Genomic DNA, 24,791 nt, shown 5'->3' on the forward strand with positions numbered 1-24,791 from the left:
CTGACGGTACTTGCGATCGTCTGTGGGCGAGTTTCCCGACGAGCGTGTATCTACCGTTCCCTCACACCCTTTTCCTGACGAAACGTTTATGGATGTATCTCAGTCCCATCTGCTTTTACGGCGAGCCGTTAACGTAAAAGCTATTGTGACTCCCCGCTGGAAGGAGGAGGCACAGCAGCAATTGCAAGCCCAAATTAATCAACTCGATAACCAACTACAACAGTTGGAAATGCAGGGGCAGCGGATGATCGCTGAAATCGAGAAACAAACCCTTAAACCAATGCCACCTGAAGTCAAACAGCAGATTGAAAACATTCAGGTGCAGGTCAATCAGAAGAAGAGCGAACTGCTAGAGCAAAAAAATCAAATTTTGCAGCAGCTTCAGCAAGTGCAAATGTTGGAAATTGACCAGGAAGTCAACCAGGGTCAAATTGATAGCATTTTCCGAGTTGAAATCGGTGATAATCTCATTGAAAAGATGCAGGTTGAAGTGCTTCTGCGCGACGGTGTCGTTGAGGCAATTCGTGGTTCGCTGTAGATAGCCGAATACTACAGCGATCGCAGCTAAATTTAAGCAACTCTGCACCTGTTGATCGCAGACGCAGAGTTTTTTTGCTGCAATTCCGATAGAATTATTGAGTTTGTATTTCAATACAGTAGTTTTGACCTGAGATTGACTCCATGATCCACGAAGTTTTCATGCCAGCGCTGAGTTCCACCATGACTGAGGGGAAGATCGTTTCCTGGGTAAAGTCGCCCGGTGACAAGGTGGAAAAGGGCGAAACCATCGTCGTGGTTGAGTCTGACAAAGCCGATATGGATGTGGAGTCTTTCTATGAAGGTTACGTGGGAGCAATTGTCGTTCCAGCGGGAGAAAACGCTCCCGTGGGAGAAGCGATCGCCCTGATTGCCGAAACCGAAGCCGAAATTGAAACTGCCCAGCAGCAGGCACAGTCTAAAGGCTCTGCTACTGCTGCTCCCACTGCCGCCACGACAGCAGAAGCCGCCGCCGTCAGTACCGTAGCTTCGTCGTCAGCGGAACCCGGCCAGAATGGTAGTCATGCGGGCAATGGCAGTGGACGGGTTGTGGTTTCGCCCCGTGCCCGTAAGCTTGCCAAAGAACTCAAAGTAGACCTCAACACCCTGAAGGGAAGCGGTCCCCACGGGCGGATTGTGGCAGAGGATGTAGAAGCTGCCGTGGGCAAACCCGCCGCTAAAGCCCCCAGCGCCAAAGCCCCCGTAGCCCCCACGGGGCAAGCCCCAGCGACTGCTCCAACCACTCCCCGAAGTACCCCTGCCGCCTCACCCGCCCCTGCTGTTCCGGGTCAAAAGGTGCCCCTAACTACCTTACAGAACGCCATCGTGCGAAACATGGTCGCCAGTCTGGACGTGCCTACCTACCACGTTGGCTACACCATCACGACGGATAACCTGGATAAGCTCTACAAGCAGATTAAATCTAAGGGTGTGACTATGACCGTGCTGCTGGCAAAGGCAGTTGCCGTCGCCTTGCAAAAGCACCCACTGCTCAACGCCAGCTACGCTGACCAGAGCATTTCCTACCCAGGCTCAATCAATATTGCGCTGGCAGTGGCAATGGAAGACGGTGGACTGATCACTCCCGTCCTGCAAAACGCCGACAAAGTTGATATATACTCTCTCTCTCGCACATGGAAGGATCTGGTAGAGCGGGCAAGGGCAAAACAGCTTCAACCAGAGGAGTACAATTCCGGCACCTTTACGGTGTCAAACCTGGGTATGTTTGGGGTTGACCGCTTCGATGCCATCCTACCCCCTGGAACAGGTTCTATTCTGGCGATCGGTGCCTCGATCCCCACGGTGGTTGCCACAGCGGATGGAATGCTCGGTGTTCGGCGACAAATGCAGGTCAACATTACCTGCGACCACCGGGTCATTTATGGTGCCCATGCTGCCGCGTTCTTAAAGGATCTGGCAAAGCTGATTGAGAATGATCCGCAGTCGTTGACTTTGTAGACCAATGGCACAACTTCCTGACTCACTCGATGAAGCGATCGCCCAGGCGCGAGGGGCAACTCAGGCGGCGATCGCCGCTGGGTATAACCGTCTACAGGTCGAACTGTTGCTGCCTGAATTGAAGCCCATGCCAACGGCACTGCAATACCTGCCAGTGTTTTCTGACCTGGGTGCCGACTTAAAAATATTCTTTTCGGATGCAGGAGCCGCAGCCCTGGCAAAGCGAGACTGGAAAGATGTCCCATGTCGGATTGGCAGTCTAGATGTGGCAGGTTCTCGCCAGACATCGACCGTGGAAGAGTTGGTCGAGCCAGACGATAAGGGGTTTCTGTTTGTCGCTCCCACTTCGGTAGAGATTACTCCCGTGGAGCAGGTGTGCAATGCTGCCGGAGAGCACCCTGCCATTTTGTTTAACCCGCGTCTAGAAGATGTCGGCGTCGTGGGAATTGGGTTTACTGCCCGTAAGATTCGGGAGCGGTTTTTGAATACCTTTGAACCCTGCTATTACCTGCGTCCAATGGAGCAGGCGGTTCTGCTCCGCTGCTACCCCTCGCCCTGGCAAGTCTGGCTTGAGGCAGACGGAAGCTATACGTTAATTGCTGAGGAACATTTAAAACCCGATTCAGAGAAACTGGATCAAATTCTGTCCCAGGCAAGCAGTCCTCAAGCGCCAGTCAAACGGGGTGGCTTACTCTCAGATCTCCAGCGGATGTTGAGAGCTTTGGGGCAATAATCCTCAAACTCCCACACAGTAAAGACTTAGTGAACTTCCAGAGTGGAAGTGTGATGTTTAATACACGCGGTGGGAGCACCGGAAAGAATCAGGGCATAATGAATGTAGTAGGCTGAGACGTAAGTTTGAACACCATTGCCAGTCTCAGGCAAGAGTCTCAAGCAAGGGGTATGCAACCTTACGCCCTAAACTAGTGGTTCAGTCCACTGTCCTCAGGCAGATTTGATGATTCCATCGCGTTTAGACTGGTTCGTATATTTCTCCAAAATTTATTTAAGAAGGCGATCGCATGACTGAAGCTCTCCATCGTCGCATCATCATTGGTGATGTTCATGGTCACTACGAAGGGTTGATGACCTTACTGGAGGCGATCGCACCTGGAACAAACGATCAGGTTTATTTTCTGGGGGATCTGATTGATCGGGGTCCTGATAGCTCTCAGGTCGTTAGTTTTGTGCAGCAGAGCCGCTACGAATGCTTATTGGGTAACCACGAACAGTTAATGCTGGATGCCTTTCCCGGTGGTCGTGCGTTTACGCCTGCCCTCCAGGCATGGCTTTATAGCGGCGGAAAATCGACGATCTCCAGCTATGCAGATGCCGGATTGCTCTTGGAGCATGTGGAATGGTTTAAGACCCTACCCACCTATCTCGATTTGGGCGATCTGTGGCTTGTCCATGCCGGTGTGCATCCCCGCCTCCCGCTTGAAGCACAAACCCCACAGGAGTTTTGCTGGATTCGGGATGAGTTTCACAGCATAGCCAAGCCCTACTTTCCCGACAAACTGATTATTACAGGACACACCATAACCTTCACCTTACCCAAGGTTGCCCCCGGTGAACTGGCTCAAGGCTCTGGCTGGTTAGACATTGACACAGGTGCATACCATCCCAAGAGCGGCTGGTTAACCGGCTTAGATATGACCAATCGCCGGGTTTACCAAGCCAACGTCTTTAAGCGCTGTGTGCGAATTTTGCCCCTTGATGAAGCTGTGACCCAAATTGAACCGAAACAGGTCATGGTCAATCGCCAGGCATTGCGGCTGTAGTGGGGGATGGATCAAGCACCTTCTCATAAATCCGATAAGTCTTATGAATCTTTCCACCGGAGGCTTCGATCAGCTTACGGGAAGGCAAGTTGTCTTCGTAAACCCAGGAAAGCTCTGCCCGCTTATAGGGTTTACCTTTCTGGATGCCACCCATCATGCCCAGATAGATTAATGCTAGTGGCACCATTTTGCGGCGATATTCGGGCAGTGAGCAGATGGCAATGACTCGCCCCTGGTCGATCTGACGGCGAAACCAGAGAAACTTCAAAATTCCCCACATATCGAGCTTGCCATTGACATGCTTCAAGGGAATGTTGTAATCCGGTAATCCCATAAAAAAGCCGATCATCTCACCGTTATATTCCGCGATCGGAAACACATCTGGATCTACCAGAGATTGTAGTGATTTCGCTTCTTCCAAAAATTCTTCCTGGGTGCGGGGTGTGGAACTCCAGTTATTGGCAAACGCTTTAGTAAACAGGTGATAAAGGCTAATGCAGTCCTGCTGGAAGCCTTCGCCCTTGGTTTGGAGGGGGCGGAAGGTTACCCCTGATTTACAGGCGATTCGGTATGCCTTTTCAAATTCACCGGGCAGGGGTTGATCGAGGCGAAAGTCGTAGGCGTAGGCATCTTTTGCCTTTTGCCAACCATCCTGTTCTAGAAATTGGGGATAGTAAGGCGGGTTGTAGGGCATCATCACAATCGGCGGTGAGTCAAAACCATCCACCAGAAGCAAGCAGTTGTTATGAGTCGAAAGGTCAATTGGTCCTCGTGCGATCGCCATTCCTTCCTTTAGCAACCATTCAGAAGCCGCATGGATCAATGCCTGGGCAACCGCAAAATCGTCAATACATTCAAAGAAACCAAATAGCCCAACCTTTTGACCCTCTTTTTCAATTAAACGGTGATTCACCGCAGCCACAATCCGACCAATGGCAATACTCGATTGAGCACCTCTCTTACCATCTGCTGCCTGCTGCCCGTTGCCTGCCACTGCAATAAACGGCTGCAACTTGCCATATTTCAAAAAAGGATTGGTAGGCGCTAATTGTTTAGCAACGTCGCTGCGGAGAGGCGCAACCCAATTCGAGTCATTGGCATAAACCACTGCTGGAACATCCAAAAACATCTCCTGTTCAGCAGCCGTTGTTACAGGAATAATTTGAAACTCAGTTGACCGTTCAAGCTGAAGATGAGTGGAAGGATTCACAGGCAGGTGCTTACTCCATAACGCGCATCACTGCGGCAGTTTCTAGGAGAACTATATCAGCATTTAGGACAGGAAAGGGGTTGGGGGAGAGGAATTGAGGGTTTTGAGTTTTGAGTGTTAGTCCGCTAACACCTGACACCGTTTGGCTGAGCGCTCACGTCGAAGCCTGACACCTAACACCTAACACCTCTCTTCACCTACCTACCACCTCCTCATTCGGAGCAGATGCTCTCAGACAGGAGAGATCTGGACAAAGTTTTGCCAGGGATACACTTGCCAACAGATGAACAATGACAGCAGATATAGATGCCAGCACAAGGAACCATAGCGTTTTTAGGGGCAAGGTTTTAGCAGGTTCTTTTGTTGCCTCCATGGGTGCAAGTGCCAGGGTTATTGACTGGAAGGCATCCTCGGATGGATTGGGTATTGTTGCCTGGGATGGCAAACAAGGATCGGATGGCGCTTCCAGGACAACGGGTTCGATATAGATCGGGATTTTTAGCACAATTGAAATCACGATTTCGCAATGGGGAGAGGGGCGATCGCGAATAATGGGGGTAGTCATGTCAGTTTCAATTTTCTGGAAAGCGGCAAACAGCAAGGGGCTAAAAGCCCCTTGTCTGTTCAAGTTATTTCTAAACGATCTGCTTAAAGCCTGTCCGAAAATTTCTGGGTTTATAGCAATTCCCCTTTGTGTGTACGGTCAAACTGCTGATTCAGTAAGGGTTTTTGGCATTATTTTGTACCGTACTCATCTGAGAATCGCTATAGTTCCAGTCTTTAACGGTTAAGGCTTTATTAGATAGGTTTTAATACCCGTTTTTCTCTACGCACTTAGGCTCTTTCTCAATCACGATAGGAGCAACGTAGACAGGCACTTTCAGAACGATGGGAACACACACTTCGCAAGCACGTTTGTAGTACTTGTCATAAGCTTCATAGCTGTATTCTTCTTTGTTGTAGGTTTGAGTTTCAGACATGGGATGTTACTGGAAAGACGACACCTTCATCTTGCCAAGGCAAAAAAGGGATCACCATTCCCCACGAGGGTAATTTAGTTGTTAGTTGTTAATTGTTAGAAGGTGGCCATTGGTCATTGGTAAACTGCGCCCCTCTGCGCCTCCGCTCGTCTGCCTTCTGCCTTCTGCCATCACCCATTAACTACCTGCTCCGGTAAAGTAAGTGGCAATTCAAGGATGAAGCGCACCTCACCTGAGTTGCTTTCAACTTGAATGGTTCCACCGAGATAGCGAACTAGCTTTTTTACGAGTGCTAACCCAAGTCCAGTCCCGCCCTGTTTCCGCACATCCGCATTTGGAACGCGATAGAACTCTTCAAAGATGCGGGGAAGTTCTGGTGACGGAATTTCGGCACCTGTGTTCGTAATGGTAATGACAATTTTTGAGGCAGGAGGTTGGGCTGTAGATTCGGGAGGGGCTGTATCGACGGGGTTACGTGTCCTATCTTCTTCCCTATTTGCCTCAACAAATCTTGCAGACACTAGAATTTGTTCATTCTCAGGAGTGTATTTGCAGGCATTGTTTAGCAACTCAGAGACAATCCGAAATAGGCTAGGCTCATCAGAAAGTAAAGTTGGTAGATCGGGAGGTACATCAACAACTAACTCTTGTTGATGACTTTGAACACGCTCTAAAAAGCCTTCGGCTAAGACTGGAATCCAATTGTGCAGCGGAATATTAACGGGCACCAAAGCATAGGTATTGGTATTGAGATGTTGCAGGTTAAGCAAGTTATTAACCAGGTTTAACTCTTGACCGCACTGGTTGCGAAGAATTTCAAGGTATCGGGTGATGCGACTGGTTTCTGGTTTCTCTTCAGCGGACAAAACACCCTGTTGATCCAGAAAAATTTCTAGCATCTGGATGGACATTTTCATGTTTGCCAGAGGGGTGCGTAGCTCATGGGAAACGGTGCTTAAAAAGTCTTCTCTGAGCTGGTCTAACCGTTGGAGTTCTAGCATTTGCTGTTCTAGCTGTCTGGCTCGCTGCAAGGCAAGATCACGCTCTTCTGCCAATCGCCGTTGGGTAATATCACGAAAGACTAATACAGCTCCGGTAATTTCTCCATGGTTATCTCGAATCGGCGCGGTACTGTCAATGATGGGAACAGCCGTGCCGTCTTTAGAAAGCAACAAAATGTGTTCTGCCAGGTAAAGCATTTTGCCGCTCTGGATGGCAGCGATCGCCGGATTCTCGATGGGAGTGCGCGTCTGTTCATGGATCAGGTGAAAGACTTCAGAAAGATTTTTATCCAGAGCTTCTGCCTGCGTCCAGCCAGTTAATTCTGCCGCCACCAGATTGAGAAACTTAATCTGTCCCTGCTGATTGACCACAATGACACCATCCCCAATTGCCCGCAGGATAGTAGATAGCCATTGCTCGCGGTTCTTAACTTCCTGACTTGCCTGGTACTGGTGTAAAGCCGTTTCGATCGCAACATAGAGTTCCCGTTCTTCAACAGGTTTGAGAATGTAGCCAAAGGGACGGGTAATTTTTGCCCGTTCTAACGTGTTTTTATCTGAAAATCCGGTGACATAAATAATTGGAATTTGAAGCGTTGTCCAGATTTGTTCAGCCGCCTGCACCCCATCCATTTCACCTTGTAACCGAATATCCATCAACACCAAATTAGGATGTAATTCGGATGCTTTTGCGATCGCCTCTTCCCCGGAGGGCACAATGGCTGCAACATCATATCCCAGATTTTCCAGACAATCCTCAATGTCTCTGGCAATCACCACTTCATCTTCAACAACCAAGATTTGAGTATTTCGGGGCTGGGATAGCTGCACCATTGTTTCAGTCATCGAGGTTTGCTCCGGGGAAACATAACTTTAAATAAGGTTCCCTCCTGACCATTTATTTCAAGCGTTCCTTTAAGTTGATTGACTAAATCTCGAACCAAACTTAGTCCCAACTTTTCTTTTTTTGTGGAATTAGGAACGTCAGGCATACCAATTCCGTTGTCGCTAATCATCAGTGTAATTTGGTTATCTTCCCCTGAGCAAAGTTCCAGTCGAATTTCCCCTTCTTTATCTTCAGGAAAAGCATATTTCAGGGAATTAGAAATGAGTTCATTGATAATTAATCCACAGGGAACCGCCCTATCCATATCAAGGCAAACGTCATCTATTTGGGTCAGAAGCTTGATGGTATTTGTATTGGTTCTGTAGGAACTAAACAGGCTGGCGACTAGATTGGGAATATAATGCTTCAAATCAATTTCTGATAGGTCTTCAGAACGGTACAGCTTTTCATGGATGAGGGCGATCGACTTGACTCGATTCTGGCAGTCCAGCATGATTTCTGCTGCCTGGGGATCATTAATATTCTTACCCTGTAACCGAAACAAGCTGTAAATAATTTGCAGGTTATTTTTCACCCGATGGTGAATTTCTTTCAGCAGCACCTCCTTTTCTTTTACCGCTGCTTGCAGTTGTTGCGTTTGCTGAAGCTCAGTAATATCGCGCCCCACTGCTTGAACTTCAATCAAATGTCCTTCTGGATCAAAAATCGCTCGATTAATCCATTCATTGGTGCGGATTTCGCCACCCGGATGAATGATACGATTTGCAATTGTCATGACTGGATTTTCGGCACTGAGCGTGTTCAGTTGATTGTTAACCTGTTTCAAATCCTCTGGAAGGATAACAGGAGCATAGCTGTGTCCGATTAGTTCTTCCTGGGTGCGTCCAAAGTAACGGCAGTAAGCCTGATTTACAAAGGTCAGCGTACCATTGGGCAGAAACCGACAAATCATTTCGGTCTGGTCTTCCACCACTGCCCGGTAGCGGGTTTCACTTTCTCGTAACGTCTTTTCAATTTGTTTGCGTTCACTAATCTCACGCTCTAGCTCCTGGTTGGCAGTTTCTAGTTGGACTGGAGAAGGGAGGGACAAAGCTTTGGGTACCAGGGGCACCAGTGCGGCAGCGGTGTAAAGTGAAACAGAAGCCGTCACCACTTTCAGCCCACCCGATAGCCAGTAAACCGGATGCCAGAGGGTCAAAACATCCATCAGGTGGTTAGTGCCACAGGCGATGATGAAGGCGCTAAACAGCAAGAAAATCCAGTCAAAGGGCAGGTCTTTCCGTTCACGGACGAAGTAAAGCAAGGTGAGCGGAATGGAGTAGTAGGCGATCGCAATCAGCGCATCCGATATGGCATGCAGCCATACCAGTTCTGGCTTCCAGAGGTAGCAGTGCCCGTGGGGAATAAAGCCGCCAGAATTAAGTAATTGGTTTAAAGCCTCTAGCATAGAGGGAAGTAGGAGTAGGTGTTAGAGAATCAGGATTCAGCAAAGCAGAACAATTGAGTCAATAGGCAAAAAGCTGCCCCTGCTTTTAAGGTACAAATAGAAACTAATAACACCAAAAGAATAACCTTATGATATCCTACAAGCCCTGTTTACCCAACGAGGATTTTACTTTAGGGAAAAGCTTTATCATTCTGCCAGTACTCACACGCAGAAACCTGGGTACCCTTCCCTACTCCACACTCCGCATTCAGTAGTCTGTACTATCTGAACAAGGGGGGTAGCTGATTCTGGGTATGAATTGGGAGTTGTACGAATTGAAACTTCGTTCCCATTCATCCTGCTATTCAGCACCACCGAACAAGGAGTGTCGAACTTACGCCGCAGTCTACTAGTGGTCAGTCAATCAATGATTGATGGGTAACCAAAATCCAGGTTATTGATTGGGGTTAAATTTTGCGGGTCATCGACCCGTCAAAATTTTCCTGACGGAACACTAGTGCTCTGACGTAATCTTAATATGAAAGCAAACCCCCTTCCAAAACTGGAAGGGGGCATATAGGAGCACTCATCAAGACTGAAAATGATTAAAGCAGCTTTACAGTTGTACTACGGTTGGTCTGTGGGGTAAGTTACCGCTCCGTAAACAATGAAAGTAATACAACCGAATGCAAGTACGAGTAATCCTAGAAACACTCCAATGGCGGTGGGGGTGAACTGGTTACTGATAGAGGGTGGAGTATCGGCAGAGGCGATCGCGCTGTTTAAGCCGGACCAATCAACATCAATTCCTTCAAGCAAAATTGAGGCATTGAAGAGTTGCAAAATGATTAGTAGGAACAGGAAAAACAGCACGATTAAGACTGCCATCAATGGCGTAGTACCCCAACCGGGAACCACCATACCAGCATCAGAGTTTAACTTTTTGAGAATGTATTGGATCGGTGCAATTTTCTTAGGCTGAAAATTTTGAATCTGCATAAATGGCTCCGAATCATTTGCTAACAAGAAAAGGCAAACCACACGATGGATGAGAACCTCCAGATCCCCGGTGTCCAGGAGAATTGTTCCGTTGGTTGAATTAATCTCAAAAGACACCGGGAACCCTGGCTAACAGGTTTCAGATCGGGTCAATCTCAAGCTTCCACACTTTCTTGCGATGCTGACTGTTCTTTAGCGATAGCCTGAACCACCTCCGGGAGTGGCTTTACCCCCCCCCGATCAGGTGGCAGCAAAGGAAGGGTTGGTTCTGGAGCGGGCGCGGCAGATTGCAGGGCTGGTCTCAACCGGGTGGTTCTATCTCCCACCTTCTGGAAGATACCCCACTCCACCTGCTCAATATCGAGTTCAGGGTCAATGCCCGCAAAGACATCGCGGAATAGAGCACGAGAGCCATGCCAGAGATGCCCGAAGAACCAGACCAGAGCAAAGCAACAATGGAAGAAGGCAAACCACCCCCGGTTACTAGTACGGAAGACCCCATCCGAATTATGGATGGTGCTATCGAAATCAAAAGGTTCTCCCAGTTGAGCCTGACGGGCATACTTCTTCACCTTGGTCGGATCGCTGAAGGTTTGACCACCCAGTTGCCCCCCAAAGAAACTAACGGTGACTCCCGTTTGCTCAACGCTATATTTTGCCTCTGATTTGAAAAAGGGAATATCAGCGCGGACAACCCCCTCTTTATCAGTTAAAACCACTGGAAAGTTTTCAAAGAAATTAGGCATCCGGCGCACGGTCAGATCCCGTCCTTCCCGATCCTTGAAAATTGGATGCCCCAACCATGCCTGGGCAACACCATCTCCATCAACCATGCGACCGTACCGGAACAAGCCACCCTTTGCCGGACTGTTACCGACATAGTTGTAGAAAGCTAATTTCTCTGGGATCGCTGACCAGGCTGCCGGTAAACTTTTACCCTCCGCCAGACTGGTTTGCACGCGCCGTTCAATTTCCTTGCCAAAGTAGTTGGAGTCCCACTGGTAGCGGGTGGGTCCCCACAGTTCGATCGGGGTGGTAGCGGTGCCATACCACATTGTGCCGCTGGCAATAAAACCAGCAAAGAAGAAGGTCGCCAGGGCACTGGCAAGAACCGTTTCAATATTCCCCATGCGTAAACCACGGTACACCTTTTCTGATGGGCGCACGTTGATATGGAATAAACCCCCAATGATGCCGACAATACCCGCCGCTATGTGGTGTGCCACAACCCCGCCCGGATTGTAGGGATTAAACCCGGCGGGACCCCATTCTGGGGCAACGGGCTGCATGTGTCCGGTCAAGCCATAGGGGTCAGAAACCCACATACCCGGACCAAAAATACCGGTGAGATGAAAGGCACCAAAACCAAAACAGACCAACCCTGCCAATAACAGGTGAATCCCAAAAATCTTGGGCAGGTCTAAAACGGGTTCACCTGATTTGGAGTCAAAAAAGGTTGCCAGATCCCAGTATTTCCAGTGCCAAACGGATGCTAGAAATTGCAACCCGGAAAAAAGAATGTGGGCGATCGCAACCGTTTCAAATGTCCAAAATCCTGGATCTGAGACAGTTTCGCCCGTAATGCTCCATCCCTGCCAGGAATTGGTTACTCCTAAACGAGCCACAAAGGGCATTAAAAAACAGCCCTGTCGCCACATGGGGTTTAACACAGGGTCACTTGGATCAAACAAAGCCAGTTCAAACAAAAGCATAGAACCGGCAAAACCAGCACAAAGCGCGTTGTGCATTAAATGCACCGCAATTAACCGTCCTGGATCGTTCAGAACTGAGGTGTGAACTCGATACCAAGGGAGTCCCATTGACTAATGCTCCTTTTTCTAAACAAGTGATTAATAAAAGAAAACTTGATTCAGAGGGCGATCAACTTAAAGCTGAAAACTATCTCCAAGTCAGAATTCAGGAGTCAGAATTCAGGAGTCAGACCACTCTTGGCTTCTAGCTTCTGAATTCTGCTCATAGCCTCCCCTCTTACACCCTTCGCATCGTTTTACTTCTGCTACTCTTCTGTCTCCAATGCGGCGTTTGAGTAGTATCCAATGAGGATGCGGTGTATGGATTCGTTACCGCTTCAAAATCGGGACAACCGATCGCGGCTTCAGACATTGCCTTGGACGGATGAACCGTACATTTGAGGGAATAGTTGCGTGTAAAGAACTGGCATTTAGCACAGGGAATTTGATGTAACTGTGCAGCTTGATCTACCGTGTCTTTGATCACTGTCCACGTACTCCAGAAGATCAGCAGAATCAGAACCCAGGCAAAGAAGAAGCAAAAAGTAACAACCAATGACTGATTGGAATTGGTTTGCAAAACCATCAGGTAAGACATATCGCAGGGAGTAGAAATGGAGAATAGGATAGCGAGAAGTGGGCACTGCCCACCAACCTTAATTCAGCATCACTCAGGGGTAAGGCAATGATTGGTGGGAGAGGGAAAGATGAATGATGAATGTTGATCCCCCATTCATCATTCATCGGCAAACCGCTGTCGAGGGTTAATCTAAATCAGGCATAGACAGAACCGGTTCATCTTCGCGGTTAATACCTCGAACGAAGCCAGCTTCTGCCGCCCGAGCACGCCCTGCATGCCAGAGGTGACCAACCAGGAAGAGAAATGCCACAATAAAGTGAAAGGCAGCAAGCCAGGCACGGGGACCGACAAAGTTGAAGGAGTTAATTTCGGTCGCCAAACCGCCCACTGAATTTATCGAGCCAACGGGGGCATGGGTCATGTACTGCGCGGCTGTACGCAATTGCCAGGGCTGCACGTCATTTCTCAGTTTGTCGAGGTCAAGCCCGTTGGAACCCCGCAAAGGCTCCAACCAGGGGGCGCGGCAATCCCAAAAGCGCATCGTTTCACCACCAAAGATAATTTCGCCAGTGGGCGATCGCTGCAAATATTTCCCCAACCCAGTCGGTCCCTGTGCCGATGCCACATTCGCCCCCAGGTTTTGGTCGCGCACTAGAAACACCAGTGCTTGAGATTGCGAGGCTTCCGAGATCGTGGGTCCATAAAATTCACTGGGGTAAGCGGTGTTATTAAACCAGATGAAGAAGGTTGCAATGAATGCCTGACCACAAATATTACCCAGACTTTGGGCAAGGTACGCCTCTCCTGACCAGGTAAACACACCGTGGGTCCATTTCCAGGGTTTGGTTAGAATGTGCCAGATACCGCCTGCAATCAGGATGGTGCCCATCCAGATGTGTCCGCCAATGATGTCTTCCAGGTTATTAACACCAATAATCCATCCAGCCTCGCCGTAGGGCGAACGAAACAGGTAGCCAAAGATCCGGAGTGGATTCAGTGTGGGATGGGCAATGAGGCGTACATCTCCACCACCCGGTGCCCAGGTGTCATATAAGCCTCCCCAAAACATGGCTTTAGCAACCAGCAACCAGGCTCCAATGCCCAGGAAAATCAGGTTAGTTCCCAAAATGGTTGTGATTTTATCCCTATCATCCCAGTCAAAGTCGAAGAAGCCAGACAGCTTTTCGGGTCCACGAATCGCGTGATAAATACCCCCAAAGCCTAAAACAGCAGAGCCAATTAAATGGAGCACTGCGATCGCAAAAAAGGGCGTAATATCAATAACTTCGCCCCCATGCCCGACCCCAAACCCTAAGGTGGCAACGTGGGGCATCAAAATTGCGCCCTGTTCATAGATGGGTTTTTCAGGCACATAGTGCGCCACTTCATACAACAGCATAGCGCCTGCCCAGAAGGCAATCAGCCCAGCGTGGGCAACATGGGCACCCAGGAAACGACCAGATAGATTGATGAAACGGGCATTGCCTGCCCACCACGCATAGCCTGTGGATGCTTCATCCCGTCCTTCTCTGGCAGTGGTAATTTTAAGCCCCTTAGCAGTCTTTTCAGTTTTGACGACTGCCCGGTCAAAAAGTGTTGTCATAGCTTGTCAAAGGTTTCCTTTGTTAAGAGGGGTTGAGAGGGATCTCTAGAAGGTTGAAATGTCCGCTAGAATTTTAGGAAGGACAGGTTATGGACTTTGAGCTGTGAGTTGGAATTGAATCGCAATCGAAAACTCGCAACCCATAACCCATCACTGTTAGAGCAACTTTATCCCGCACGTTATTCCGCAAGGTACGGCTGATTTTAGCGATGAAAAGGTGGCAGGATGGTTGAGACTTGGTTTCAATTCATCCTGCTTTCCAGTAACGCTTTATCCCGCCGCATTACCTCGCGGTAGAACCTCGTCAGGAAAGACAAAACGCTCATGGGGCTGGTCTTCTTCTGCCATCCAGATCCGCAGACCTTCATTCAGTAAAACGTTTTTGGTGTAAAAGGTTTCAAACTCTGGGTCTTCGGCTGCCCGAATTTCTTGCGATATAAAGTCATAAGCCCGCAGGTTAAATGCCAGCCCAATCATGCCGATCGCACTCATCCATAAGCCAGTGACCGGGACAAACAACATGAAAAAGTGCAGCCAGCGCTTGTTAGAAAAGGCAATCCCAAAAATCTGTGACCAGAAACGGTTTGCCGTCACAAAGGAGTAGGTTTCTTCTCCCTGGGTCGGGCTAAATCCGCCAAAGGTGTTATAGCTGCGGCTATCTTCGTAGAGGGTGTTTTGTACAGTCGCGCCATGAATGGCACAGAGTAACGCGCCTCCCAACACCCCTGCCACCCCCATCATGTGAAATGGGTTGAGGGTGAAGTTGTGAAAGCCCTGAACAAACAAAATAAATCGAAAGATGCCAGCCACTCCAAAACTGGGTCCAAAAAACCAGCTAGATTGCCCTAAGGGATAGATGAGAAAGGTAGCAACAAAGGTTGCGATCGGTGCCGAAAAAGCAAGCGCATTATAGGGGCGTAGACCTACCAGGCGAGCAATTTCGATTTGGCGCAGGGCAAACCCCATTAATCCAAGAGCACCATGTAATGCGGTGAAGGTCCACAGTCCACCGATCTGACACCAGCGGGTAAAGTCACCCTGGGCTTCCGGTCCCCATAGGGTTAAGAGGGAATGCCCCAGGCTATCTGCCGGAGTGGAAACGGCGGCAGTGAGGAAGTTACAGCCTTCCAGATAGGAGCTGGCGAGTCCATGGGTGTACCAGGAAGTGACAAAGGTGGTGCCTGTAAACCAACTTCCAAACGCCAGATAAGCGCAGGGAAAGAGCAGTAAACCGGACCAACCAATGAACACGAAGCGATCGCGCTTCAGCCAGTCGTCCAGAGTATTCAACCAATCCACCCAGGTTGGGGGGCGTTGAATGGCAATGGTCATTGAAATTTCCTCCTGTGATTGAGTGGATAGTTGTTTGTTAGTTGGTTGTTTGTTAGTTGTTGGTTGTTGGTTGTTGCTAATGTGAAGTGCGACAACCCCAGATCCCCGGTGTCTGGGCAGGCTAGTCAATTAATTCGATTAGAGTCAGCGAGACACCGGGGATCTTAGCTTCCCGTAGTTAGCTTTCATCCTTCATCCTTCAGCTTTCATCCTTCAACTTTCAGCCTTTCTCCTCCCCTCCCTCAGTACTCCAACTTGCCGTTGTGGACGAAGTAAGGAGCACCGGGTGTAGCAAGGGTTTGAATAATGTGGTCGAAATAGGGAATGACCTCAACCGCATCTTCTTCGCCCAGGAGTGCGATCGCTTCGTCTTTCAGGCAGCGCACGGCTTCAACCCAATTTGCCAGGGGAATTCCGAGGGAGGTATACATTTCCTTCATGCCAAGCGTGCCGATGTCTAGCAGGGGTTTCTCATTACCGGCTAAAACACAGTAAGCAATGAGACGGATATACCAGCCCTGATCTCGCTGGCAGGAGGCGGTCTTACGAGGATTTCCACTCCGGCTGGGAGTCACGGGGCAGCGTTTCCAGAACTTGACACAGCCCTTTTCCACCAGTTCCTTTTCATGGTCTGCCAGGTTTTGAGCGATCCGAATACGGCGATCGCCCGTTTTACAAAAGCTCTGGAGCATTTGGATTTCACCCGGCGTCGGATAACGCAACTCCTCATCCGCATTCAAAATGACTTGTTCAACAAGACTCATCGCTTTCCTCCTGAGACAATGCGGACACCTCCAAACCAACCAATGTGGAGTTCTGGGAAATGGGTGATCCGGCGAATCCACCGTCTCCAAATGCGAGGATTTAGCATGGCGGTAACTCCTTGAATAAAAGAGTGTTCCAGCGGATTTGCCAGGGACTTTCGATAAAAGTGTTTGATAAACACTGAATCAGCTCGATCAAGTTTTGCCATAGGGTTGCAAACTCCTGAAATTAACACATTGGTTAGCTTTGCCCGCTGGGAGACGTTTGTGGCTGTTGCACAGATGCCACTTCTGCTTTTTGAGAATTGGGTGTTTCTGTTGCTTCAGGCTCTGTATCTGAATCAAACTGAAGTTGCTGAACGGCATCCAGTACTTCCAGACTGAGTGGTTTTTGCTCTGCCGGGGTAGTTCTCCGTTGGGCGCGTTGATGAGCAGCATCACCACCTTCCAACGCCGCCTTAATCCAACCACTAAAGTTTTCGGCTACCCGTGGTCCTGGCATGGTGCTGCCCAGGCGTTCATGATGCAGACGCAAGTTTCCCGTGCTACTGCGAGATCGCAACTCATATCCCCTGGGGGTGACAAACCGCTCGTAGGGAACTGTATCCTCTCCAAAGGCAGCAGTGTATTCGGGACTATCCACCAGTTCATCAATCAGGGCATAGAAGCCTTTGCGGGCACAGATATCGTAGTAACGTCCTATTTCCTGTCGTCCATAGGTTGGGCGACCCAGCAAGCGACGATGGATGTATTCGATCGCCTTTGTGACATAGAGCGAATCCCAGGACACCCGACGGAATGGACGCGACTTTGCCACCTGGCGGATAAATTCTCTCACCGTAATTTCATTGCTTTTTAGCTTCAGTTCGGCTGGAGTTAGCCGCTGCTCCGGGTAAACTTCCCGTCCAAATAATTGCTGATATGCCCCGTTGATAATGGCATCGGGTGAGTTTTTTGCCAGATTGATACTGGGTCCCTGCTGGGAGGGTTTACCAGAATTACCATTCAAATGAGTCACCTGATTTAGCTTCAGGGGTTGACGATTCGGGTTGCCTGGAACCAGTCCCCAGTTGACGGTGTGGTTTCCATGACCATTGCCCGTTTCGCAACTAATCAAAATGCGGCGATGATCTTTGTTGAACGAAGCGGGATGGTTATTCCCTTTCCAGGCTGGCTGTGGGAAGATCGCGCCAAATCGGATTTCCAGGGGATCATTGCCAACTCCATAGGAGTGCTGATTGGGCAGTGGTTTCTGGTAATCCCCAAATTGGGTAATAAACTGAGGTGTTTTGTGGGCAGGGGCAGAAAACCGGAAAAGATTCAGTTGCGGACCCCAGTTACGGCATTCCTGTGCCTCTACGCCGTAGCCTCGTAAATAGGGGACGGTTTCTTCTCCAAAGTAATCGGCATATTCCTGGGAATCTACGAGCGTGTCAACCAGCGTAGCCCATCCCCGCTGCGAAACAATCTCAAAATACTGTTGAAATTCCTCTGGAGAACTCACACCACGACCGAGGAAGTGACGCACCGCTAGTTCAATAAACCGACTGATGACAAAGGGTTCATAAAATTCTTTCCGGTAGAGACGGGACTTACCCATCCGGCGAATGAACTCTTTGGTTGAAATTTCCAGGCTCCGGAACTTTGATTCCAGATCCGTCAGGCTAACGCCATATTCACGGGTGATATCCCGCTCAAATACCTGCCTATAGGCTGCTTTAATGACTTCCTGTTTCGCTGTTTCTGTCAGGTGGGGCTTCATCACAAACCGATGGCGTGGAATCCCTGACAGGGCATAATTTGCAGGGAGTTCTAAACCCTGTTGATCGGTGGAAATCCCTTGTCGCAATCTATTTGAAGGTTTTTCAGCAAGATAATCGGTGATCATGACATCGAAGTATTCTCGGATCAGATCAGTCGCTTCAGCATCCTGCTTGAAATAGCCCAGCGATCGCCAGCGCATTTCTCGCATGGCAACAACGGTTGCCTCGGTCACATCTTCAGGAATGACCCCGCGTAGCCCCCGCACGTTTACTGTCAATATGCTGGCATCCCCCGCCACAATGGCATAGGTGACATATCGCAAAAACCAGGCAAGGTCTCGCATCGAGTTCTTCATGCGGCGAGGTCCATAGCGTTTCACATGGATCAGTCGGAAGCCACCTGGGAGGGGATCGCGATCGCCGCCGAACTGGGTCTGCATGAATTCCGAAATGCCCCGCAGCGGATTCCCATAACTGGGGGTCTCAATTTTCAGTCTTTCTTTCGGCGGTGCATTTCTTTCTCGCAGGGGCAGGTTGTATCCCGGCAGATTTTCACGGTTTGGCGGTGCTTCCAGATATGCCATCGGTGAACCACCATAAAAGATCCGATTGGCGGCTGCCGCGACGATGTCATTGGCATATTCTGTGAGAATGGCTGCCACCTCTAGCCGCTTTGCACCAGAGCGGAAAAAGGTGGTCAATTCCTGCAATTCACTTTGCTTAAAACAACGATCTTGTTGTTCGGCTTGTGAAATGACTGCGATTGGTAAGGTGCGGTATTGCTGGGGGAATATGGCAGGACTGCCGCCGCTTGCATGAGGACTCATGAGACTTCAATTGCTCCCTAAAAAAACAGGTTTGAATAACAGATTCTTCTGTACGCATCCACTCATCTACCCATTCACTGACTGTGATTGAGATGGGGTTTGACTTACGCCAGACTCTACTAAGACGATTTCGGCGAAATAAAATACCAACGCAGGATGGGCAAAGCCAAGCGTGACCATCTGCGACGCTTCTTGGGTGGTGCTGAATAGCAGTACGAATTGGAACGAAGTTTCAATTCATACAACTTCTAATTCATACCCAAAATCAGCAATGCCCGCTTCTTGCGATGGGCACGGGCGAAACCCTTTGCTCATCCTACGGTGATGGGTATACTGTTTTTGAGAAATTGCCTAAGGGGTGAGTCCCTGAATGATGCAGTCAAAGTAAGGGGCAACGACTGCGGCATCTTCCAGACTCAACAGTTCCAGTGCCACTTCCTTAACACAAGACATGCATTCAACAACATTTCTGATGGGCACGCCGAGTGAGTTATACATTTCTTTGCCGCCTTTTACCCCAATTTTTTCGATGGGGGCAACATCACCCACAATCACCGCATAGGAAACGAGGCGCACATACCAGGACTGATCCCGCTGACAGGATGCCCGGTAGGTGGAATTGCCGCTGTTGCTAGGTGTTACCGGGCAGCGTTGCCAAAAGCGCTGGCTCCCATGTTCAACGATGTAGCGTTCGTTGGCGACCAGAATTGTGGCAATCCGCAAGCGATCGCGCCCCTGTTCAAAATATTCGCTGATCGCGTGAAGTTCTCCTGGGTTCAAATAGCGAACTTCCCGATCTGCGATCGCAATTGATCGTGTAACAATACTCATGCCAGTAACCTACAGATTCAACGATTTCAAATTTCAGCAGTTGGTGAGGAAATCAGCAGCGGATTTCATCGCGAACTAAGGCGTGTTGCTAAATAGCAGGATGACCTGGAACGCCAGTAACCTACAGATTCAACGATTTCAAATTTCAGCAGTTGGTGAGGAAATCAGCAGCGGATTTCATCGCGAACTAAGGCGTGTTGCTAAATAGCAGGATGACCTGGAACAAAGTTTCAATTCGTTTACCCCTAAATCCATCACTGGAATCAGCAACACTAACTGAGATGATGAATGGGTGGAGGACAGACACCCTTCCTTCCTTCAGTCCATCCGCGATGGCTCCGCTGCCAATCCACTCCATCTAGCAAGAGTCCTAGCTTAATCCAGAGCAGATATAGTCAAAGTAGACACCCATTTCCTTCCCAGCATCAGCACCGACCAGATCGGCAGTCACATCTTTCATGGCTTGAACAGCTCGAATAGTTCCACCGATGGGAACACCCAATGAGTTATAGGTTTCTCTCAAGCCATTCAAGATGCGCTCATCCAAAATAGAAGAATCGCCTGCCAGCATGGCGTAGGTTGCATAACGCAAAAAGTAGTCCAGGTCTCGAATGCAGGCAGCATAACGACGGCAGGTATACATATTGCCACCAGGAGCGGTGATGTCGGTATACATCAAAGATTTGGCAACTGCCTGGGTGACAATGGAGGAGGAGTTGGCGCTGATAGTGGTGGCTGCCCGCGATCGCAATTCCCCACTTTGAAAGTAAGCCCGCAATTTCTCAACACCTGCATTGTCGAGATAACGACCCTGAACATCTGAGGAATTAATCAGTGATGTAATCGCATCTTGCATGTTGATATCTCCCATGAATCAAGTTAATAGAACAGTAGGAAAAGAAAGAGAGTAGAGACGAAAACTGTAGAGTGCAAAACCTTGGATATTGCTCATTTCTGGAGTGAAAAGTAGTGGGTTGAATACTTGCAAGTGGGTTGCAAATCAACCTGTCTTTCAGCAATACCTCGTTTAAGACAGCGATCGAATAATCAGATCAAAGTAGGGGGCAACTTCAGTGGCATCTTCAGGACTCATCAAAGAGAGCGTCTCTTCTTTGACACAACGCATACATTCCACAATATTTTTAAGCGGAATTTCCAAAGAGTTGTACATTTCCTTGATGCCAACGGTGCCAATCTCAACCAGGGGTTGTTCACTGCCTGCCAAAATCGAATAAGCAATCAGGCGAATGTACCAGCCCACATCTCGCTGACAGGAAGCCGTTTTGCGAGGATTGCCGCTGTTGCTAGGTGTTACAGGAACCCGTTCCCAAAACTTAGCAAAGCCATTTTGGATAATTCGTTGTTCGTTTTCTGCCAGTATTCCGGCAATGCGAATCCGCTGGTCACCTGTTTTCACAAAGTCCTGGAAAATGCGCAGTTCCTTAGGAGCGGGGTAGCGGGATTCACTGTCAGCACTGAGGACTAGTTCTGTAACAAGACTCATTGATTTCTCCTTGAATGGGGAAGGTTGAACATTGAAAACTTAAGATGGAAAGTTGTTAGCTCTCACTCCATTGGTGTTTGCCGCCTAGTGTTCCGTCAGGAAAATTTTGATGGGTCGCAGATCCTCAAAATTTAACCCTCATTAACTTCCCAGGAGTTCGCTAACCGTCAAATTTAATTTGACAACGCACCAGGGGGGCAAAGCAGTTGAAGCGATCGCAGTAACCACAAGGATTAGGAATTCCCCATCACAACGTTTGCTAATTCAGATGCAATGGGGAAACAACCAGACTCAACCGATCGCTGGAGCTTTCATGGCAATTGGAATCGCTTCACCACCCGCCAGGTCAAGCGGAAAGTTATGAGCATTCCGTTCATGCATCACTTCAAACCCCAAATTTGCCCGATTGATGACATCCGCCCAGGTGTTAATCACCCGTCCTTGAGAGTCAAGCACCGACTGGTTGAAGTTAAATCCATTCAGGTTGAAAGCCATCGTGCAGATACCCAGAGCCGTTGCCCAGATGCAGACGACTGGAAACACCCCCAGGAAGAAATGCAAAGAACGGCTGTTGTTAAAGCTGGCGTATTGGAAGATCAAACGCCCAAAGTAACCGTGGGCAGCCACAATGTTATAGGTTTCGTCTTCTTGCCCAAACTTGTAGCCTAGATTCTGAGATTCACTTTCAGTCGTTTCCCGCACCAGGCTAGAGGTGACTAAACTACCGTGCATGGCACAGAACAGAGAGCCTCCAAAGACCCCAGCAACTCCCAGCATGTGGAAAGGATGCATCAGAATATTGTGTTCTGCCTGGAAGACAAACATGAAATTGAACGTACCGCTAATACCCATCGGCAAACCATCGGAGAAGCTTCCCTGCCCAATCGGGTAAATCCAGAATACGGACGTGGTAGCTGCCAGGGGTGCAGAATAGGCGACAGCAATCCAGGGGCGCATTCCCAGACGATAGCTTAATTCCCACTCCCGCCCCATATAGCAACACAGGGCTGGAATGTAGTGGGCACCAATCATCTGGTAGGGTCCGCCGTTATAGAGCCATTCATCGATACTGGCAGCTTCCCAAATGGGGTAAAAGTGCAAACCGATCGCATTGGAAGACGGCACAACCGCTGCCGTAATGATGTTGTTGCCATAGAGCAGAGAACCGGCGACTGGCTCCCGGATACCATCAATATCAACCGGAGGAGCGGCAATGAATGCAATTGTAAAAACGCAGGCAGAAACGCCTAACAGGGGAATCATTAAAACACCGAACCAGCCAATGTACAGCCGATTCTCAGTGCTAGTAATCCAGTCGCAAAATCGATCCCACAGATCGGGAACTCTGCGTTGTTGGATAGTTGTAGTCATAGGTCTTGACCGGAATTGAGGATGATTGCAGATCAATTCAGAAATGGATTACAGAATTGATTTTTGAAGTAACTAGAAACGAAAAATGAACGCGATCGCACCAAAGTTAAGCATCGGCAATTGCCTTTGGCTAACTATCAATGCCCTATTACTGATGTCAGATATAGCGTTTTTGAATCCAGTGAGGTACATGGATAGCCGTAAAGCCCTTGAGTCAAACAGATGAGATGTACCTCACCCAGAAAGGAAACGCTATAGAGCAATGATTAGAGTTCTTTTAGAGCTTGATTTCTTGCGATGAAACTGATAATTCAAACCGGATTCAGGCAGGGACAGCCATTTTGAATCCGTGAACCTGCACAGCGCAAGCTAAGACAAAGCCGCAACGCACATTTTCGGTAGCCCAAATCTGCGCATTACCGATTGCCAACACACCTCACAACTGTGCTCTGAATGATTAGTGATTCGAAAGTGCTGTGTGAGTGAGGTTTGGTGATGTGTCAAAAGAATAGTGAAAAAACCTAAAGAACCTCTAAAGGCAACCCTTATATTTACGAAACTTCACATTCGGGGTTGCACTGACACATTCACCCCTTTTCAATTCATCCTGCTTTCCGCAATACCGCTCACCGTTCTGAAATCCATCGCATACCCACAACTGCCTGGTGCCCATTGCTGATCACCTCTTGCCCATTGCCCGTTTGAGCTTTTGGCTTGCCCATGACATCTCTCAACGTTGCCAGTAACCCTGCTAAGTGAAGCGCTTTCTTCTGGTTTAAAGCTCCTCCAGCCCGGAAAATTTCTTCTACTTCTTTCGCAACCTGCGAGGCTTCCACAAAACCAAAAATCCCTAACGCTCCTGTCAATTTGTGCGCTGCCTCCTGAGCCTTCTGGCATTGATCTTTTTTGAGTCTATTTTCTAGCCACTCGGCGGCAGCCTGCTCCAAAGTCAATAGGCGATCTCGGCTTAGCCCTTGATAGGTTTCCCAAACGGTAGTCAGTTGTTCTTTCGTTTGCTGGTGGATGGTTGGTTGGGGTTGACTTGTCTTGGTAGAAGTTTTCGATGCATTAGCAGGAGACTGTTTCAGCCGATAACCCTGACCATAGACCGTCTCAATTAAATTAGAAGGTGCCCCTGCTTTCTTCAGCTTTTGGCGTAAATCTTTAATGTGAACAGTGACCGCTTCTTCGCTGGGGGCTTCTTCACTCGACCAGAGGTGGTCTAAAATGGCGCTGCGGCTAAACACCCGATGCTGGTTGCGCAGAAACAGCTCTAGCAACCGATATTCCTTAGGTGTCAGATGCAAGACGCGATCGCCATAGGTGACTTCACAAATGCCAGGATCTAGCTTCAAATTCAGCCATTTCAATGTAACCGGTTGACAGGCTCTTCCTCGTCGCAATAGCACGCGAATTCGAGCTAACAGTTCCGACAGTTCAAACGGTTTGACCACATAATCATCAGCTCCCGCATCTAAGCCCAAAACCTTGTCAGTACTAGAGCTGCGGGCAGTGAGCAATAACACAGGAGTCTCATTGTGATTAGCGCGCAGTTGCTGGCAGAATTGGATGCCATCCAGACCCGGCAAATTGACATCCAGCAGAATCAGGTCGTAGGTAAATGTTTTAACAAGCTCCCACCCAATTAGCCCATCGGCAGCAACCTCCACCACATAGTGCTGCTCGCACAGATTTTTTTCCAAGGCTTTTGAGGTAATTGGATCATCTTCAACTAGCAGAATTCTCATGGCGTGTCAGACCATTCACTCTTAGCTGATTGGGCAACAGAAATATCTATGATGATGTAGAAAGATTGTGATCTTTTAGGAAAATGAGAGAAGTTATTATTTTTTCTTCAGGATGAAGAAGTGACTGCTCGCCATCAGGACGCTTTTGTTTCCTTCCTCAAACGGCATTTCAGGCAAATAAACCTGAGAAATTTCTGAAACCTGTTACCGATACAATTTATATTTCTTTAGCTGAGAACGGGTTTTACTTTAAATAAATTTACATTTGCTGACGATAGATGTTTTTCTTAGCCTGTTTTGCCCTGTCTGCCAGATTTTCAAATGAGTTCCAGTAGTCACAAGGAACGATGCACTCCCGCATCCCTAAAACTGACCGCAACTTGCCAACCCGCGTGTACTATCCTGGGAAAACGTAAAGAAAAATAGACAACTTTAACAAAAGCTGAAGAATCACAGATTCCCAAATCTGATTGTTGAT

The 24,791-nt window shown here is 48.7% G+C and carries 23 protein-coding genes; 4 read left to right on the forward strand and 19 right to left on the reverse strand.

Annotated features, from left to right (window positions below; all coding sequences use genetic code 11):
* Positions 1-88: 88 nt before the first annotated feature.
* The 4 genes from AC1S52_RS09880 (at position 89) to AC1S52_RS09895 (ending at position 3,776) form a co-directional block, all read left to right on the forward strand.
* Positions 89-538, forward strand: a complete 450-nt coding sequence (locus tag AC1S52_RS09880) for a YlqD family protein (protein ID WP_482028825.1) — start codon at positions 89-91, stop codon at positions 536-538.
* A 161-nt stretch (positions 539-699) separates the two neighbouring features.
* Positions 700-1,995 (forward strand): dihydrolipoamide acetyltransferase family protein, encoded by a 1,296-nt coding sequence (locus AC1S52_RS09885; protein ID WP_482028870.1) that lies wholly within the window; start codon positions 700-702, stop codon positions 1,993-1,995.
* Positions 1,996-1,999: 4 nt separating this feature from the next.
* Positions 2,000-2,728 (forward strand): DUF1995 family protein, encoded by a 729-nt coding sequence (locus AC1S52_RS09890; protein WP_482028826.1) that lies wholly within the window; start codon positions 2,000-2,002, stop codon positions 2,726-2,728.
* Positions 2,729-3,017: 289 nt separating this feature from the next.
* Positions 3,018-3,776, forward strand: coding sequence for a metallophosphoesterase family protein (locus AC1S52_RS09895; RefSeq protein ID WP_482028827.1), 759 nt, complete (start codon positions 3,018-3,020; stop codon positions 3,774-3,776).
* Here AC1S52_RS09895 and AC1S52_RS09900 read toward each other — a convergent pair.
* From AC1S52_RS09900 to AC1S52_RS09990, 19 genes are all read right to left on the reverse strand, one after another.
* Complete coding sequence (locus tag AC1S52_RS09900; protein ID WP_482028828.1) at positions 3,751-4,986, reverse strand: hypothetical protein; 1,236 nt, start codon at positions 4,984-4,986, stop codon at positions 3,751-3,753. The genes AC1S52_RS09895 and AC1S52_RS09900 overlap by 26 nt on opposite strands.
* A 193-nt stretch (positions 4,987-5,179) precedes the next feature.
* Positions 5,180-5,551 (reverse strand): hypothetical protein, encoded by a 372-nt coding sequence (locus AC1S52_RS09905; protein WP_482028829.1) that lies wholly within the window; start codon positions 5,549-5,551, stop codon positions 5,180-5,182.
* 244 nt (positions 5,552-5,795) lie between these two features.
* The gene (locus tag AC1S52_RS09910; RefSeq protein ID WP_482028830.1) at positions 5,796-5,966 is read right to left on the reverse strand and encodes a hypothetical protein; all 171 of its coding nucleotides are present in this window, start codon (positions 5,964-5,966) and stop codon (positions 5,796-5,798) included.
* A 170-nt stretch (positions 5,967-6,136) separates the two neighbouring features.
* Complete coding sequence (locus AC1S52_RS09915) at positions 6,137-7,813, reverse strand: hybrid sensor histidine kinase/response regulator (RefSeq protein ID WP_482028831.1); 1,677 nt, start codon at positions 7,811-7,813, stop codon at positions 6,137-6,139.
* Entirely contained in the window at positions 7,810-9,261 is a 1,452-nt protein-coding gene (locus tag AC1S52_RS09920) for a sensor histidine kinase (RefSeq protein WP_482028832.1), read from the reverse strand. Before AC1S52_RS09920 ends, AC1S52_RS09915 begins: the two co-directional genes overlap by 4 nt.
* Before the next feature lie 606 nt (positions 9,262-9,867).
* A complete protein-coding gene (psbH, locus tag AC1S52_RS09925) occupies positions 9,868-10,239 on the reverse strand; it encodes a photosystem II reaction center phosphoprotein PsbH (RefSeq protein ID WP_482028833.1) in 372 nt (123 codons plus the stop codon).
* A 155-nt stretch (positions 10,240-10,394) separates the two neighbouring features.
* A complete protein-coding gene (gene psbB / locus AC1S52_RS09930; protein ID WP_482028834.1) occupies positions 10,395-12,059 on the reverse strand; it encodes a photosystem II chlorophyll-binding protein CP47 in 1,665 nt (554 codons plus the stop codon).
* 169 nt (positions 12,060-12,228) lie between these two features.
* Positions 12,229-12,588: a hypothetical protein gene (locus AC1S52_RS09935; RefSeq protein WP_482028835.1), complete on the reverse strand. Its 360-nt coding sequence runs from the start codon at positions 12,586-12,588 to the stop codon at positions 12,229-12,231.
* A gap of 166 nt (positions 12,589-12,754) precedes the next feature.
* Positions 12,755-14,173, reverse strand: coding sequence for a photosystem II reaction center protein CP43 (gene psbC / locus AC1S52_RS09940; protein ID WP_482028836.1), 1,419 nt, complete (start codon positions 14,171-14,173; stop codon positions 12,755-12,757).
* A 270-nt stretch (positions 14,174-14,443) separates the two neighbouring features.
* On the reverse strand, positions 14,444-15,505 hold the full coding sequence (gene psbD, locus AC1S52_RS09945; protein WP_482028837.1) for a photosystem II D2 protein (photosystem q(a) protein): 1,062 nt from the start codon (positions 15,503-15,505) through the stop codon (positions 14,444-14,446).
* Positions 15,506-15,747: 242 nt separating this feature from the next.
* Positions 15,748-16,269: an allophycocyanin subunit alpha-B gene (apcD, locus tag AC1S52_RS09950; protein WP_482028838.1), complete on the reverse strand. Its 522-nt coding sequence runs from the start codon at positions 16,267-16,269 to the stop codon at positions 15,748-15,750.
* Entirely contained in the window at positions 16,266-16,478 is a 213-nt protein-coding gene (locus tag AC1S52_RS09955) for a hypothetical protein (RefSeq protein WP_482028839.1), read from the reverse strand. The genes apcD (AC1S52_RS09950) and AC1S52_RS09955 overlap by 4 nt, the downstream gene beginning before the upstream one ends.
* A gap of 32 nt (positions 16,479-16,510) precedes the next feature.
* Positions 16,511-18,859, reverse strand: coding sequence for a phycobilisome rod-core linker polypeptide (locus tag AC1S52_RS09960; protein ID WP_482028840.1), 2,349 nt, complete (start codon positions 18,857-18,859; stop codon positions 16,511-16,513).
* A 351-nt stretch (positions 18,860-19,210) separates the two neighbouring features.
* The gene (apcD, locus tag AC1S52_RS09965; protein ID WP_482028841.1) at positions 19,211-19,690 is read right to left on the reverse strand and encodes an allophycocyanin subunit alpha-B; all 480 of its coding nucleotides are present in this window, start codon (positions 19,688-19,690) and stop codon (positions 19,211-19,213) included.
* Positions 19,691-19,877: 187 nt separating this feature from the next.
* On the reverse strand, positions 19,878-20,048 hold the full coding sequence (locus AC1S52_RS09970; RefSeq protein WP_482028842.1) for a hypothetical protein: 171 nt from the start codon (positions 20,046-20,048) through the stop codon (positions 19,878-19,880).
* Positions 20,049-20,060: 12 nt separating this feature from the next.
* The gene (locus AC1S52_RS09975; RefSeq protein WP_482028843.1) at positions 20,061-20,546 is read right to left on the reverse strand and encodes a globin family protein; all 486 of its coding nucleotides are present in this window, start codon (positions 20,544-20,546) and stop codon (positions 20,061-20,063) included.
* 171 nt (positions 20,547-20,717) lie between these two features.
* On the reverse strand, positions 20,718-21,194 hold the full coding sequence (gene apcD, locus AC1S52_RS09980) for an allophycocyanin subunit alpha-B (RefSeq protein ID WP_482028844.1): 477 nt from the start codon (positions 21,192-21,194) through the stop codon (positions 20,718-20,720).
* 291 nt (positions 21,195-21,485) lie between these two features.
* Positions 21,486-22,565: a photosystem II q(b) protein gene (gene psbA / locus AC1S52_RS09985; RefSeq protein WP_482028845.1), complete on the reverse strand. Its 1,080-nt coding sequence runs from the start codon at positions 22,563-22,565 to the stop codon at positions 21,486-21,488.
* 626 nt (positions 22,566-23,191) lie between these two features.
* Positions 23,192-24,313: a response regulator gene (locus AC1S52_RS09990; protein ID WP_482028846.1), complete on the reverse strand. Its 1,122-nt coding sequence runs from the start codon at positions 24,311-24,313 to the stop codon at positions 23,192-23,194.
* Positions 24,314-24,791: the final 478 nt, after the last annotated feature.

Source organism: Kovacikia sp. CALU 1929, assembly GCF_056784235.1.

Excerpts from the sequence above, each read along its gene's own strand:
- psbB (WP_482028834.1), bottom strand. The coding sequence starts at position 12,059 with ATGGGACTCCCTTGGTATCGAGTTCACACCTCAGTTCTGAACGATCCA.
- AC1S52_RS09935 (WP_482028835.1), bottom strand. The coding sequence starts at position 12,588 with ATGTCTTACCTGATGGTTTTGCAAACCAATTCCAATCAGTCATTGGTT.
- psbH (WP_482028833.1), bottom strand. The coding sequence starts at position 10,239 with ATGCAGATTCAAAATTTTCAGCCTAAGAAAATTGCACCGATCCAATAC.
- psbA (WP_482028845.1), bottom strand. The coding sequence starts at position 22,565 with ATGACTACAACTATCCAACAACGCAGAGTTCCCGATCTGTGGGATCGA.
- AC1S52_RS09885 (WP_482028870.1), top strand. The coding sequence starts at position 700 with ATGCCAGCGCTGAGTTCCACCATGACTGAGGGGAAGATCGTTTCCTGG.
- AC1S52_RS09990 (WP_482028846.1), bottom strand. The coding sequence starts at position 24,313 with ATGAGAATTCTGCTAGTTGAAGATGATCCAATTACCTCAAAAGCCTTG.
- AC1S52_RS09955 (WP_482028839.1), bottom strand. The coding sequence starts at position 16,478 with ATGGCAAAACTTGATCGAGCTGATTCAGTGTTTATCAAACACTTTTAT.
- AC1S52_RS09905 (WP_482028829.1), bottom strand. The coding sequence starts at position 5,551 with ATGACTACCCCCATTATTCGCGATCGCCCCTCTCCCCATTGCGAAATC.
- AC1S52_RS09895 (WP_482028827.1), top strand. The coding sequence starts at position 3,018 with ATGACTGAAGCTCTCCATCGTCGCATCATCATTGGTGATGTTCATGGT.
- AC1S52_RS09890 (WP_482028826.1), top strand. The coding sequence starts at position 2,000 with ATGGCACAACTTCCTGACTCACTCGATGAAGCGATCGCCCAGGCGCGA.
- psbC (WP_482028836.1), bottom strand. The coding sequence starts at position 14,173 with ATGACAACACTTTTTGACCGGGCAGTCGTCAAAACTGAAAAGACTGCT.
- psbD (WP_482028837.1), bottom strand. The coding sequence starts at position 15,505 with ATGACCATTGCCATTCAACGCCCCCCAACCTGGGTGGATTGGTTGAAT.
- AC1S52_RS09920 (WP_482028832.1), bottom strand. The coding sequence starts at position 9,261 with ATGCTAGAGGCTTTAAACCAATTACTTAATTCTGGCGGCTTTATTCCC.
- AC1S52_RS09960 (WP_482028840.1), bottom strand. The coding sequence starts at position 18,859 with ATGAGTCCTCATGCAAGCGGCGGCAGTCCTGCCATATTCCCCCAGCAA.
- AC1S52_RS09975 (WP_482028843.1), bottom strand. The coding sequence starts at position 20,546 with ATGCAAGATGCGATTACATCACTGATTAATTCCTCAGATGTTCAGGGT.
- apcD (WP_482028838.1), bottom strand. The coding sequence starts at position 16,269 with ATGAGTCTTGTTGAACAAGTCATTTTGAATGCGGATGAGGAGTTGCGT.
- apcD (WP_482028844.1), bottom strand. The coding sequence starts at position 21,194 with ATGAGTCTTGTTACAGAACTAGTCCTCAGTGCTGACAGTGAATCCCGC.
- AC1S52_RS09915 (WP_482028831.1), bottom strand. The coding sequence starts at position 7,813 with ATGACTGAAACAATGGTGCAGCTATCCCAGCCCCGAAATACTCAAATC.
- AC1S52_RS09910 (WP_482028830.1), bottom strand. The coding sequence starts at position 5,966 with ATGTCTGAAACTCAAACCTACAACAAAGAAGAATACAGCTATGAAGCT.
- apcD (WP_482028841.1), bottom strand. The coding sequence starts at position 19,690 with ATGAGTATTGTTACACGATCAATTGCGATCGCAGATCGGGAAGTTCGC.
- AC1S52_RS09970 (WP_482028842.1), bottom strand. The coding sequence starts at position 20,048 with ATGGAGTGGATTGGCAGCGGAGCCATCGCGGATGGACTGAAGGAAGGA.
- AC1S52_RS09880 (WP_482028825.1), top strand. The coding sequence starts at position 89 with ATGGATGTATCTCAGTCCCATCTGCTTTTACGGCGAGCCGTTAACGTA.